17 protein-coding genes are annotated in these 13689 nt (G+C 51.4%); 4 read left to right on the top strand and 13 right to left on the bottom strand.

The features are described 5' to 3' along the window. Positions 1-306: hypothetical protein (locus tag OXG87_10225; protein ID MCY3869924.1), on the bottom strand; the 306-nt coding region annotated here is incomplete at its 3' end. A gap of 103 nt (positions 307-409) precedes the next feature. Here OXG87_10225 and OXG87_10220 point away from each other — a divergent pair. Together OXG87_10220 and OXG87_10215 are read left to right on the top strand one after the other, a co-directional pair. Next, positions 410-745, top strand: coding sequence for a BrnT family toxin (locus OXG87_10220; GenBank protein MCY3869923.1), 336 nt, complete (start codon positions 410-412; stop codon positions 743-745). Further along, on the top strand, positions 708-980 hold the full coding sequence (locus tag OXG87_10215) for a BrnA antitoxin family protein (protein ID MCY3869922.1): 273 nt from the start codon (positions 708-710) through the stop codon (positions 978-980). The genes OXG87_10220 and OXG87_10215 overlap by 38 nt, the downstream gene beginning before the upstream one ends. Before the next feature lie 75 nt (positions 981-1055). Here OXG87_10215 and OXG87_10210 read toward each other — a convergent pair whose 3' ends face one another. From OXG87_10210 to OXG87_10160, 11 genes are all read right to left on the bottom strand, one after another. Beyond that, complete coding sequence (locus tag OXG87_10210) at positions 1056-1742, bottom strand: GNAT family protein (protein MCY3869921.1); 687 nt, start codon at positions 1740-1742, stop codon at positions 1056-1058. 170 nt (positions 1743-1912) lie between these two features. Beyond that, complete coding sequence (locus OXG87_10205) at positions 1913-3190, bottom strand: adenylosuccinate synthase (protein MCY3869920.1); 1278 nt, start codon at positions 3188-3190, stop codon at positions 1913-1915. Positions 3191-3204: 14 nt separating this feature from the next. Then, positions 3205-4785 (bottom strand): phosphoglycerate dehydrogenase, encoded by a 1581-nt coding sequence (gene serA, locus OXG87_10200; GenBank protein ID MCY3869919.1) that lies wholly within the window; start codon positions 4783-4785, stop codon positions 3205-3207. A 6-nt stretch (positions 4786-4791) separates the two neighbouring features. Further along, positions 4792-5892: an alanine racemase gene (locus tag OXG87_10195; GenBank protein ID MCY3869918.1), complete on the bottom strand. Its 1101-nt coding sequence runs from the start codon at positions 5890-5892 to the stop codon at positions 4792-4794. Next, positions 5885-6472: a ribosome biogenesis GTP-binding protein YihA/YsxC gene (yihA, locus tag OXG87_10190; GenBank protein ID MCY3869917.1), complete on the bottom strand. Its 588-nt coding sequence runs from the start codon at positions 6470-6472 to the stop codon at positions 5885-5887. Before yihA ends, OXG87_10195 begins: the two co-directional genes overlap by 8 nt. 76 nt (positions 6473-6548) lie before the next feature. Next, positions 6549-7796, bottom strand: a complete 1248-nt coding sequence (clpX, locus tag OXG87_10185; GenBank protein ID MCY3869916.1) for an ATP-dependent Clp protease ATP-binding subunit ClpX — start codon at positions 7794-7796, stop codon at positions 6549-6551. A gap of 13 nt (positions 7797-7809) precedes the next feature. Continuing rightward, positions 7810-8427, bottom strand: a complete 618-nt coding sequence (locus OXG87_10180; protein ID MCY3869915.1) for an ATP-dependent Clp protease proteolytic subunit — start codon at positions 8425-8427, stop codon at positions 7810-7812. 75 nt (positions 8428-8502) lie between these two features. Next, the gene (gene tig / locus OXG87_10175; GenBank protein ID MCY3869914.1) at positions 8503-9867 is read right to left on the bottom strand and encodes a trigger factor; all 1365 of its coding nucleotides are present in this window, start codon (positions 9865-9867) and stop codon (positions 8503-8505) included. A 98-nt stretch (positions 9868-9965) separates the two neighbouring features. Further along, complete coding sequence (locus tag OXG87_10170) at positions 9966-10688, bottom strand: pyridoxine 5'-phosphate synthase (protein ID MCY3869913.1); 723 nt, start codon at positions 10686-10688, stop codon at positions 9966-9968. Positions 10689-10700: 12 nt separating this feature from the next. Next, on the bottom strand, positions 10701-11282 hold the full coding sequence (gene pdxH / locus OXG87_10165) for a pyridoxamine 5'-phosphate oxidase (protein MCY3869912.1): 582 nt from the start codon (positions 11280-11282) through the stop codon (positions 10701-10703). Further along, on the bottom strand, positions 11254-11787 hold the full coding sequence (locus tag OXG87_10160) for a GNAT family N-acetyltransferase (protein ID MCY3869911.1): 534 nt from the start codon (positions 11785-11787) through the stop codon (positions 11254-11256). Before OXG87_10160 ends, pdxH begins: the two co-directional genes overlap by 29 nt. A 103-nt stretch (positions 11788-11890) precedes the next feature. Between OXG87_10160 and OXG87_10155 the strand changes: the two genes are divergently transcribed. Together OXG87_10155 and OXG87_10150 are read left to right on the top strand one after the other, a co-directional pair. Beyond that, positions 11891-12457 (top strand): phosphoglycerate mutase family protein, encoded by a 567-nt coding sequence (locus OXG87_10155; GenBank protein ID MCY3869910.1) that lies wholly within the window; start codon positions 11891-11893, stop codon positions 12455-12457. A gap of 181 nt (positions 12458-12638) precedes the next feature. Further along, the gene (locus OXG87_10150; GenBank protein MCY3869909.1) at positions 12639-12953 is read left to right on the top strand and encodes a nucleotidyltransferase domain-containing protein; all 315 of its coding nucleotides are present in this window, start codon (positions 12639-12641) and stop codon (positions 12951-12953) included. 201 nt (positions 12954-13154) lie between these two features. On the opposite strand, the gene OXG87_10145 is transcribed toward OXG87_10150, so the two are convergent. Beyond that, positions 13155-13439, bottom strand: coding sequence for a helix-turn-helix transcriptional regulator (locus OXG87_10145; protein ID MCY3869908.1), 285 nt, complete (start codon positions 13437-13439; stop codon positions 13155-13157). Positions 13440-13689: the final 250 nt, after the last annotated feature.

Genomic DNA, 13689 nt, shown 5'->3' with positions numbered 1-13689 from the left:
ATCATCGCCCTGGGGCACCAGGTACGCAGTCGTTGCACCGAGCCGAGCACCGTGTTCAAATGCCCGATTTATGTGATCGCGTGCGGATTGTGGATCATCTCCTACAAGGGACACCCCCTCGGGCATATCGGCAGAAGCGGCAATACACGAAACAACGAGACCGAGGTCCCTTGCCCGTTGTTGAAGATCGGCTGTCTGAAGCCAACCCGGACGAATATCAATATGGGTAAACCCCGCATCGGCAACCTGTTCTAAAGCAAGTTCCTCGGCACAGGTCAGTGCCCATATACATGCAGCGAGAGACATAGTGGACTCCTTTGTAAAAATGTCAAATCTATATGCAAAATAGTAAAAAAATTACTATTGTAAAAAAACATTTTTTTGTATATAATAGTCATATACAAAAAATATGGAGACAAATTTGCTTGAATTATTAAAATGTAAGGAATTTCAGTGGGATTCGGGCAATTCCCACAAGAATTGGATTAAACATCGCGTATCGTCTGCAGAATGTGAGCAAATTTTCTTCAATCAACCTTTGATCACTGGAGATACGGCCAGCAGCAGTCCGACAGAAGCCCGTTATTACGCGCTTGGACAAACAGATACAGGAAGACAATTATTTGTTGTTTTCACAATTCGAACGGATTTAATCCGCGTGATTTCTGCACGCCCTATGAGTCGGCGAGAGAGGAAGGTTTATAGCGATGCCCAGGAAGAAACAGATCCCGAAGTTCAAGAATGAAGATGAGGAGCGCGCATTCTGGGATACTCATGATTCTACTGAGTATATAGATTGGACAAAGGGCAAGCGCGTCACATTGTCCAATTTGAAACCATCAACCAGAACCATCTCTATTCGTTTACCAGAAACAATGCTGGAACAATTGAAGCTCCTTGCCAATAAACGCGATGTGCCCTATCAATCATTGCTCAAGGTCTTTCTTGCGGAACGCATCTCACAAGAGTTGCCCTCGTAGATAACCGCTGTTCTCAAAACCAAACCCCAGGCGAAAATCGTCTGGGGTTTTGTGTCACAGGCGCGTTCCATTACGTCAATCCAACCCTTGATTCTTCTCCCTCAGCGACCAGGACTTATCCGGATTGTGATACAACCATTGCTCCATATTTTCCTTAACCCGGGACCATTCCGTATCCAGCATGGAAAACCACGTCGTATCCCGATTGCGGTCTTTCACAATCATATGCTGGCGAAAAAGCCCTTCATAAGTGAACCCCAGGCGGAGCGCGGCAGACCGTGAGCGTTCATTGAGCGCATCGCACTTCCACTCCACGCGACGATAAGCCATACAATCAAACGCCTCGCAAAGCATGAGATACGCGGCCTCGGTATTCGCACACGTATTTTGTGCCTCCGGACCATACCAGATATTCCCAAGCTCCAGCCGACGCGCATCAGGCGCAATATTCAAAAAACTCACCATACCAACAGGCCGATCAGATACTCTATCCCGAACACTCAAAAAGAGCGGATCCTCTGAATCTGCAATCCCCTCAAGCCACGCCTGCATGTCCGACACATCTACAAAAGGCCCATACGCCATATACGTCCACAACTGCTCCACAAATTCCGCCCCGTGCGAACATGCAAATAACCCGGGCGCATCCCTTTCGGGATCGAGAGGTGACAGCGCAATATACTCACCTTCATAATCCATTCGCCGCGGAATACGCACTTCGGACACAGACGGAACAATATCGCCAACGGGAAGAAGCGACATCGGTTTTATCTCCATAAGCTATGGTTGATATGATATTCGACATATTCTTTGACAAAATCGAAACGTTCGAGGTTTTCCCAAAATACCCCATTCGCGAACCCAAAACACCGTCCTCCTGAACAAAAAAAGCCTGTCCTTTTGGACAGGCTTTTATCATCTCCACACGCTCATCACATCTCAATAATATCTTCCCGCCTCGGCCCCACGGAAATCCACTTCACCGGAACCTCAAGCCATTCTTCGATATACTTCACATAACGCTGTGCATTCGTCGGCAGATCCGAGAACTGGCGCACCGAAGAAATATCTGTTCTCCATCCCGGCAATTTTTCCAGCACAGGCGTCGCCCGGTCGAGCAGCGATGGAACCGGAAAAATATCTGTCTTCTCCCCATCGATCTCATAAGCTGTACAAACCGGAATCTCATCCAGATAACCCAGCACATCGAGCAGCGACAACGCAACCGCAGTCGCCCCTTGCATGCGACACCCATAGCGCGTAGCAACAGCATCGAACCAGCCCATCCTGCGGGGCCGTCCTGTCGTCGCACCGTACTCCCCTGCATCGCCACCCCGCTCGCGAAGCTCATCCGCCTCCTCGCCAAAAATCTCAGAAATAAAAGGACCTGCCCCCACGCAAGAAGAATACGCCTTCGCAACAGCGACAACCTGCGTAATCGAATGAGGTGGAATACCCGCCCCAATCGACGCAAACCCCGCCAGAGTAGAAGAAGACGTCGGATAGGGATAAATACCGTGATCCGGATCGCGCAAAGCACCCAACTGCCCCTCCACGAGAATCTTCTTATTCTCCTTCAACGCATTGTGGAGCAGCAACGACGTATCGCAAACATAAGGCGCAATCTGCTCTCCGGCCGCCATCAAATCCGGCACAACCTCCTCCAGAGACATCAGCGGCTTGTGATACAAATGCTCGAAAAGCACATTCTTCACCTCCAGCGCGCGCGCGACCCGATCCCGCAAGCGACCCTCATCGTACAAATCGGCAACCTGAACCCCCACCTTCAAATACTTATCCGAATAAAACGGCGCAATACCCGACTTGGTCGAACCGTATTTTCGGTCCCCCAACCGCTCCTCCTCGTACACATCCATAAGAAGATGATAGGGAAGCAACACCTGCGCCCGCTCGGATATACACAGATTTGGCTTCGGCACGCCGCGGGCAATCAGATCATCTACCTCCTCTATAAAAGCCGGAATATTCAACGCAATCCCCGTACCGAGAATATTCGTCGTATGCGGATAAAACACGCCCGAAGGCAAAAGGTGAAGGGCAAATTTCCCATACTCATTAATAATCGTATGCCCGGCATTATTGCCACCCTGAAAGCGAATGACAAAATCGGAATCCCGCGCCAGAACATCCGTCATCTTGCCCTTGCCTTCATCACCCCAATTTGCGCCTACAATCGCTGAAACAGACATTTTTTATCCTTTTTTTATAGCTTCACCTGTTTAACCCAGTTCACAAACTCCTGAGACACAATATCGACCAGCACCTCATCCTGCACTGGCGTATCGATATTAAAAACCATAATCGCCTCGCCCCCCTGGCTCCTGCGCCCCAGCGCCATATCGGCAATATTGATCCCATTTACCGCAAACAAATTGCCCATATGCCCCACCACACCGGGCACATCCCGATTGCCCAGAACAATCATATCCCCCTCGAGCTTGGCCTTCACCTCAATATCATCTATGCGAACCAAACGCAAATCTCGCCGCCCAAAAACCGTCGCTGAAATCGATGTTGTCTCTTCCGAAGTCTCGACCTCTATCGTAATCAAATTGCTATAATCCGCGTGACTGCTCTTGGACTCTTCAACCCGAATACTGCGCGCCTTAGCCCACAAAGGCGCATTGACCAGCGTCACCGGCTCCTCGGCCTGATATTCAAAAAGACCTTTCAAAACCGCAGCCGTAAGCGGCGCCGTAGCGTATTCCTGAATCACACCCTGATAGCGATTAATCACCCTGTGCAAATGCCCGCCCATAAGTTGCGCGTGCAGCGACCCCACCTTTTCTGCCAGCGACAAATAAGGACTGATCGCATCGAGATATTCCGGATCAATCGGCGGCAAATTAATACCACTTTGAACGGGCTTACCCTGCAGGGCATCGCACATATCCACGGCAACCTGCCGCGCCACATTTTCCTGCGCCTCAAACGTCGAAGCCCCCAGATGCGGCGTAGAAACCACCTCTGGCCTTGTAATCAGCGGATGATCAGCCGAAGGCGGCTCTTCCCCAAACACATCCAGTGCAGCCCCTGCAACCTTACCCGCATTAATCGCCCTATCAAGAGCCTCCTCATCCACAAGCTCGCCCCGGGCGCAGTTAATAATACGCACCCCATCTTTGCACCTTGCAAGCGCCGATTCAGAAATGAGATGATGGGTCTGATCCGTAAACGCCGCGTGCAACGTAATATAATCCGACCTGGCAAAAATCTCATCGTAAGACGCCTGCTGTATATGCAACTGCCGCGCCAGATCATCCGACAAAAAGGGATCGGCACCCAACAACGTCATACCAAACGCATGTGCGCGTCGCGCCACCTGCTGACCAACGCGCCCCACGCCAATAATACCCAGAGTCTTGCCGTATAATTCAACACCCGTATATTTGCCGCGCTCCCATTCGCCAGCCTTAAGCGAAGCCGTCGCCTGGGGGATATTGCGCGACAGCGCCATCATCATCGCCATCGCGTACTCAGCCGCAGAAATCGTATTTCCGCCCGGCGCATTCATCACCACAATCCCCCGCTCAGTCGCGGCATCCACATCGATATTATCCACACCAGCACCTGCCCGACCAATCGCGCGAAGATCCACACCCGCCTCAATAACCCGTTGCGTAACCCGCGTTGCACTGCGCACAATCAACCCGGCATAATCGCCGATAACCTCACACAATGCATCTTCAGACAGCCCCGTATTCACATCGACTTCTATATCTGAAGAAACAAAAACATTCTGCCAGCCATCGGCCAGTGAATCGGCAATCAGAACCTTTTCCATTTTCACTCAATGCCCTCTCGCATCCACGGCCCATGTCTCCACAAACATCCCGTTTTCATCAATCACGCACACCTCGTCCCACAAATTCACGGTCGTACACACATGGCGCGGCACCAGATAAAATTGATCGCCCACACGCGGTCGCGGCGTGCCCTCCGGCAACTGCAACAACTGGTGTTCCTCATTGCGCCGCACAAACGCAATATCATCTGGCAACCCCAACGCTCGAAAATGGGGCACAGGCGTATCGGGCGCAACCGACTTGCTGCCCGCGTCCAGTGTAACGAGATCTGCGCGGGTCGTACTGATCACACTGGACAAAACCAGTGCTGCCCATTCAAAGGGGCTCTGCAACTTATCACTATATCCAATATCCCAAAAAATCCACGTACCCGGCGAGACCTCATCTACCCCATCCACCCGTTGCGTATGCTCAAAACCCGGCGACCCCGAAGCCACCAATTTCTCCACCTCAATCCCAGACCGTTCTATCAGACACCGGGTCTCAACAGCCCGCTCAATCGACTCAAACGCCGTCTTTTGACGCATATCCCCATCGAAATCACCCACATGCCCATCATACACGTGCAAACCCGCAAAACACAACCCCGACGACTGTGCAATCTGCTGTGCCAGAGCCAGCGAAGGCGCGCCGGGCAATGCCCCCGTGCGATCCATCCCCGTATTGACATCCACCATAACGCCCAGACGCACATCCGCCGACGAGCAAGCATTGGACAACGCCTGAATCGCGTCCCCATCATCCGCAATCACTTTCAAGTCGGTATCGGGATAAAGCCGCTTCAAATCCACCACGCGCCCAATATTTGCCCCCACGATATGATAAGAAATCAACACATCGGTCGCACCAATCGCAGCGAGCATCGCCGCCTCTTTGGGCGTTGCACACTTAAACTTATCAATCCCCTCATCCATCTCCAAACGCGCAATCTGCGACATCTTATGCGTCTTAATATGCGGACGCAAACGCGCATACCCGCCCATCATATCCCCAATCGCGCGAATATTATGCGCCACCGCCGCCTTGTAAACCAGCAGCGCAGGCGTGGGAATCTCCCCGGCATTCTTTACCCGATAGTCAAACATCCAGCACCTCTCCAATCCATCGCCAAACCGCATCCTTGCCGCGACCCGTCGTCGCGGAAAACGGCACAAGGTCAAAATCGCCGTGCAAAGCGAGCATCCGACGGGTTTGATCCAATCGGCTCTTGAGTTTATGACCCGACAACTTATCGGCCTTCGTAGCAACCACCACAAACGGCTTGTTGCCGTGCATCAGCCAGTCAATCATCTGCAAATCATCCCGGCTCGGATCGTGCCTCGCATCGATTAACTGAACAAAACCCTTAATAGAAGGCCGATCCTGCACATACCCCTCAATCAACTGCCCCCACGCCTGGCGCTCTTGCAAACTGCGCTTTGCATAGCCATAACCGGGCAAATCGACAAAATAATACGCGCGATTTACGCGATAAAAATTCAGCGTCCGCGTCTTGCCGGGCGTACTGCTCGTCTTCGCCAGATTTTTCCGATTGAACAGCCGATTGAGCAACGACGACTTGCCCACATTGGAACGCCCCGCAAATGCAATCTCGGCCATCCCATCGCGAGGCAACTGCCTCAAAAAGCCAACACTTGTCACAAATTCGACCGAATGGAATTGCATGACCGCCCTTTCACACAAACGAAAACCGGGGTCCAATTCGGCCCCGGTTCCCCATCTGTGGGAAATATCTATCTCTTTAAGCGCGTTTTTGTGTGGATTCGAGAACTTCAATACGCGGCTTGTTGCGGTTTTGAACCATATCGAGGGTCACTGTGACCTCGGTCAGATCCTCATTGGAGGGTATATCGTACATCAAATCCGTCATAACCGTCTCGAGAACCGACCGCAACCCGCGCGCACCTGTACCCTTATCCTGCGTAATGCGAACAACCTCGCGCAGCGCGTCATCCTCAAAGGTCAACTCAACCCCATCGAGCTCGAACAACTTCTGGTATTGCTTCGTAATTGCATTTTGCGGTTCCGTCAAAATCTGCAACAAAGCGGCCTCGTCCAGATCGCCCAACGCGCACACCACGGGCATTCTCCCAACGAGTTCTGGAATCAAACCGTATTTGATCAAATCTTCTGGCTCGGCATGCTGGAAAATCTCACCGGTATTGCTCTCGTCCAAATCGTTTGAATCGGACCCAAAGCCAATGGTCTTCTTGCCAATGCGGGTGCTAATAACGCTTTCCAAACCATCAAATGCACCGCCACAGATAAACAGAATATTTTTGGTATTGAGCTGAATCAGGGGTTGTTCGGGATGCTTGCGCCCCCCCTTGGGCGGAATACTCGCCACCGTACCTTCCAGAATTTTCAACAACGCTTGCTGAACACCTTCCCCAGACACATCGCGCGTAATAGATGGATTCGCCGACTTTCGAGAAATTTTATCGACCTCGTCCAAATACAAAATACCCATCTCTGCCTGCGCCACATCGTAATCCGCCGCCTGAAGCAGGCGCACCAGAATATTCTCAACATCTTCGCCAACATACCCCGCCTCGGTCAAAATAGTGGCATCGGCAATCGAAAATGGGACCTGTAAAATGCGCGCCAGCGTCTGTGCCAAAAGCGTCTTGCCAGTACCCGTGGGTCCCATAAGCAAAATATTGCTCTTATCGAGTTCGACATCTTCCGCAGACTGATTGGACCGAATGCGCTTGTAATGATTATACACCGCAACCGAAAGAACGCGCTTGGCCCGCTCTTGACCAATCACATAATCGTCGAGACGAGTCTTAATCTCCTGCGGCTTGGGCAACCCTTTGTGCAGCGTCACGGGCTTTTTGAGATCGTCCTCTCGCAATACCTCATTGCACAGCTTAATACACTCGCTGCAAATATTCACACTCGGACCAGTGACGATCTTATCGACCTGATCGGCACTCTTGCCACAAAAAGAACAGCGAATTTCTGTTCTGGAAGTTCGTCTTTTCATAACGTCCCACTCCTCATAACAAGGCTTCGTCGATATCGGGGTTGGGATCTTGATCGGGAATGAGCACTTCGTCAATCAGGCCATAATCCTGCGCCTCATCAGCCGACATAAAGAAATCGCGATCTGCATCCTTTTCTATGCGCTCAATAGGTTGACCTGTACAATCGGATAAAAGGGCGTTCAAACGGTCGCGATATTGCAAAATCTCTTCGGCATGGCGTTCGATATCCGAAGCCTGACCGCCTGCACCGCCAATGGGTTGATGCAGCAAAATGCGCGAATTGGGCAATGCGCGGCGCTGCCCCTTCGTGCCCCCTGCAAGAAGCACGGCACCCAGTGAAAACGCCTGCCCCACACACACCGTCTCAATATCGTTGGGCACGTACTGCATCGTATCGTAAATAGCCAGACCCGCCGTAATACTGCCGCCGGGAGAATTGATATACAGCCGAATCGGCTTCTCGGGTGTTTCAGACGTGCAAAACAGCATTTGAGCAATCACCAGATTGGCAATCGTATCGTTAATCGGCGTACCAATAAAAATAATATTATCGCGCAACAGCCGCGAAAAAATGTCATAAGCGCGCTCACCACGCCCTGTCTGTTCGAGAACTGTAGGAACCAGAGCCATATTTAATTTCAAATCCCATGTTTAAATGTAAAATCCGTCTATGAACTGGCCTGAACCAGTTGTACCCCGCTCCGCCTATTCAACTTCCTCAACATCTTCGACATCTGCATTATCGATGAGAAAATCAAACGTCTTCTGCGTTTTAATCTCCGACTCAATCTGATCGAGCTGTTCGGTGCGGCTCAAAATCTGACGCAAACGCGGTCCCTCAATATTGTGCCGTTGCGACATCTCCTCGAGATGTTTGTCCAAATCGTCATCCGTCACCTCGATATTTTCCTGATCGGCAACAGCATCCATCAACAAAAAGCGTTTGACACCGCGCTCGGCTTGATCGCGCCCGCTTTCGCGAATCGCATCCTCGTCAATATCGTGGTCGTGACCCGCGTGCTCTCGCTTATACGACTCAACCATCCCATTGAGATAGTTCTCGACCATGCTATCGGGAACCTCAAAAGGATTGCCCTCAATCAGCGCATCCATCAAATTCTCCTCAACGCGCTGGCGAATCACCTGCTCGTATTGCGTCTGCATCTCATTCCGAATCTGCGTCTTGAGTTCGTCCAACGTCTCCACACCGCCGACATCCTGAGCCAATGCATCATCCAATTCGGGCAACTCGCGCTCGCGTATTTCTTTCGCCGTCACGCGAAACATCACGGTCTCTTCTCTGGGTTCTTCGTCGTGATCCCCATGATCGTGGTCGTGACCCGCGTGATCATCGTGGTCATGATCGTGGTCGTGATCGCAATCCGCATGATCGTGATCGTCCTGAACGGGCCGCGTAACTGTAACCTCACGGGACTCACCAGCCGAAATACCCATCAATTGCTCTGCCAGTTCAGTCGGCTTGCCGTCTTCCGTCTTAAACAATCGAATCGATTGATCTTCTGACCTGTGATCGGCCACGGGACTGCCGCCATCATCGAGTTCTTCGACATCGGCAAAAACCACATCGTCGAGATCAGCAGCGCGCTCCACGACCTGCTCGGTCGCACTCTCCTCTTGCATATACCGCAGCCGACCTTCAACATGCTCGTCTTCAACCGCAAACACGGGCCGCGTCACTTTCAGCCCCTTATAGGTCTCCACGGTTATCTCTGGACGGACATCGACAGAAGCCTTGAACACCAGAGGCTGTCCCTCTTCAAAATTGATATCGTCAATACTCGCCTGGGAAACGGGTTGAATGCCTTCTGCCTCGCTCGCCTCCCGGTAAAACTCCTCGACCATCTCCTGGACAACCTCCCCCTGGATGGCCGGCCCAAATTGCCGTTTGATAACGCTCAGGGGAATTTTACCCTTGCGAAAACCCGGCAAATTAAGGGTCTTGCTATACTTCCTGTAAGCATCATTGAGACGCTTATCCACATCCTCAGCCGGAGCTTCAATCTCCAATGTCCGACGCCACGTCCCCGACTCGGTCACCTGCACATTCATCGCGTTGGATAATCCTTTCTTTATAATACCTTAGTCATTAACTGCTGGCCCAACGTGCAATAATAAACAAATGAAATCGCTTTGTCAATTATTAGCACTCACCCATACCCCAACACCTTCAAATACGCCTTCACCGTATTCTCAAGTCCCATAAAAACAGTATCTGCGATCAGCGCGTGACCAATAGACACTTCGAGAATCCCGGGAATCGTCACAAACTCCCCCAAATTGTCGAGATTGAGATCGTGCCCCGCATTAACCCCCAGCCCGGCATCTTGCGCCGCGCGAGCCGAATCCGCGTACCGTCGAAAAACAGGACCCACATCGCCTCCGTCATAAGCAGAAGCATAAGACTCCGTATAAAGCTCCACGCGATCCGCACCCAGATCCTTTGCCAGAACCATATCTTCCGGCACCGGATCCATAAACAGAGAAACCCGAATACCCAGCCCCTTCAACTCCGCAATAATCGGCACCAGCCGCTCGCCATCCCGCCTCAAATCCCAACCGTGATCCGACGTACTCTGATCCGGTTCATCGGGCACCAGCGTACACTGATCCGGCCTCACATCCCGCACCATATCCATAAAATCGGGAAAGGGATTGCCCTCAATATTGTACTCCACCCCCGAAATCACCTCTTTCAACTCATAAACATCCGTCCTGCGAATATGCCGCTCATCGGGCCGGGGATGCACCGTAATCCCATGCGCCCCTGCATCAATACACACCTGCGCCGCCCTCGTCACACTCGGAAAAGTAAGCGGCCGGCTATTCCGCAACAGCGCCACCCGATTCAAATTTACACTGAGTTTGGTCATTCCCATCCTCCTCTACGGTGCCAGCAAAGCGCGCTTCCACGCGCCATCACCTTGCCGAACATACAAAAACCGATCGTGCAACCGATCATCCCTATTCACCCAAAATTCAAACCGATCGGGAACCACCCGATAGCCCCCCCAAAAATCCGGCAACGGCACATCGTCTCCCGGATATTTTCGTTCCAATTCTGCCACGCGACCTTCCAAAAACGCCCGATCGGGAATCGCCTCACTTTGAGGCGACGCCCAGGCACTCAAGCGACTACCCCGAGGACGCGAATCAAAATACGCTTTAGACACCGCATCCGAAACAGCCTCAACCCGTCCCTCAATACGCACCTGTCTGACCAGCGACTTCCAGTGAAACAGCAAAGCTACTCTGGGATTCTCCGCCAACTCATCGGCCTTGCGACTCTCCAGATTCGTAAAAAACACAAACCCATCCTGATCGCACTGCTTCACCAGCACCATACGCACCGAAGGCTTTCCATCGCGCGTCGCCGTCGCCAGAGCTACGGCCTCGGGCAGTGTCGGCTCCGAAGCCCTCGCCTCTTCAAACCACATATCAAACTGAACAAAAGGATCTGGATTCATATTTTTTCCTGAGTGACTTAATCAAATAAACGCGCGTCTCTCGCCAGTTACCCTGCCCGCCATTGGCATCAGTATAAACACCCCGTGCCAAATACGGCTCCCATCCCGCATCCCTGTACCCGAGGCGTGCGTACAAATTGAGCGCAGGATGATTCTTCACGTAAACGCACAGACCAATATTCTCATAGCCCCGCTGAAAAGTAATTCGCTCACACACATCTAACAACCGCGACGCAATACCCATCCGCCGATAATCTGGATGCACAAAAAGCGACGACACCTCGGGCCATGGTCGCACCTGGGGCGGCACGCCAGCAGCATCGCCACCTTCCCAATTGAGCAACACCTGAGCCACCGGCAAATTGCCCCACCAGGCCACATAAAAAATGAGCCTGCCGGATTCCTGTAGCATAAACCGCCGCCGCTGCGTTTCTTTACGGGAAAACGGCAAATACCGAAGCCGAGACACCTCAGACGATTTAAGAGACCGAATATCAATATCCATAAAAGTAAATTATACCGAACACCGCCCCAATATGCAAGACACCGCGACGTACAATTTTTGCTCGCTCAGTCTAAGTCATATAACACATAACCGGAGCACTTTCATGAACCACCTCATCCTAATCAAACACGCTTTGCCTCAAATCGACGAGGCAAAATCCGCCCCAGACTGGCAACTATCGGACAGCGGACGCGCAAGTTGTACCCCTCTCGCCGAAGCGTTGCGCCCCTACAAACCAGATCTGCTCATCACAAGCGAAGAACCCAAAGCACATCAAACGGGACAACTCGTCGCCGACATCCTCCAAATCCCCTGTTCCTCAGCACCCAACCTTCACGAACACGACCGCAAAGGCGTCCCCTTTATCCCTCAAAAAACATGGCACACCACCGTAAAAACCTTCTTTGCACGCCCCAACGACCTGATCTTTGGCAATGAAACCGCACATCAGGCTCGCACGCGATTCACCCGAGCCATTGAAAAAGCAGTGAAAACACACCCTCACAAAACCATAGCCATAGCCACCCACGGCACCGTCATCTCTTTATTCGTCGCCCAAAAAACCCGGACAAACGGCTTCGACCTCTGGCAACAACTAAACCTCCCATCTTATGTGGTATTCGACCTGCCGGATTACAAATTGAACACCATTGTAAGAGAAATATTCTGAGGGTCAAAATCTGACCGTCTAAATCTGACCGTCTAAACCTGACCGTCTAAACCTGACCGTCTAAATTAGAGGGTCTAAACCAGAATTCTCCGTATTTGGCTTGTTTTGTTCTCTCTTTTATGTTTATTAGATATGCCTATTTGGTTCATAAATATTCGGAACCGATTAAAAAGGTAGTACAATGTTAGATCAAACGACGTTGGATAATATCGTCCGTCGAATTGTGGAAGTGGCTGATCCACAGAGAATCATCCTTTTTGGCTCTGCCGCTCGAGGCGACATGAACCGCCATAGCGACTTTGATCTGCTCATCGTCAAGGAGGGCGTGGACACGCTTGACCTGATGCGGCAGATTCGCCGGAATCTTTACGGGGTAGGTGCTGCCGTCGATGCCTTCGTCGTCACGCCCCAAGCCGTCGAGCGCTACAAGGACAGCCACGCGCTGGTCATCAAGCCCGCGCTGCGGGAAGGAAAGGTGGTCTATGAATCTCCCTGAACGCTTTCCACCTGACGATCCCAGGGAGCGGTTCAAGAGAAGTCAATTCGGCACGGACATCCCCTCTAAAAATCCGCCGGATAATATACAAGTGTGAGTCTATAAATCGGCGTTTCGACACACTTTGAGGACAAAAGGAAAACGGGTAAAGAATATTATAATTCTCTACCCGTTCTTTTTTATTTAATCGATACCCTCCCGTCAACCGGGGATCAACTCAATGTTGAGCCGACAGCCTACGGCCTCTGCATATTTTCGCAACGTCTCTACTTTGGGGGAATGTCGGCTATTGGCAGACTCTAAGCGAGTGATCGCTGTTGCCTTCGTGCCCATCTTCTCAGCGACTTGCTCTTGAGTCATACCAGCGCGTTTTCGCGCTTCAAGCATCTTGTGTAGCAACTCAAACTCAGGTGCTGCCTCATCATACTTTTCTTTATATCCAGGTTGGGACCGCATTGTTGCGATCAATTCTTTATGACTGAGCATTTTCCCTCCTATGAGGATTATTTCATCCTCCCTGCAACGTGTTCAGAATAATTTCAATTTTCGCATATAACAAACTCGTTATATTTTGTCAAGAGGTCATGCCTGAGGTAAAGATGAGAAATCGGATCCATACCCAGCCTACAACGGCATTGAGCCAAGATGACTACTGAGGGTTTTGAAGTTGCTTGACTCTTAGAAAAAACTGTGTATATTACCACCTGTGCAATCCCCCTCTGGGCTCTCCCCCTCG

This window comes from Gemmatimonadota bacterium (assembly GCA_026706845.1).
Classification (GTDB): Bacteria; Latescibacterota; UBA2968; order UBA2968; family UBA2968; genus VXRD01.
Note: the sequence above shows the minus strand (reverse complement) of the source record. Positions and strands in the feature narration are given on the sequence as shown.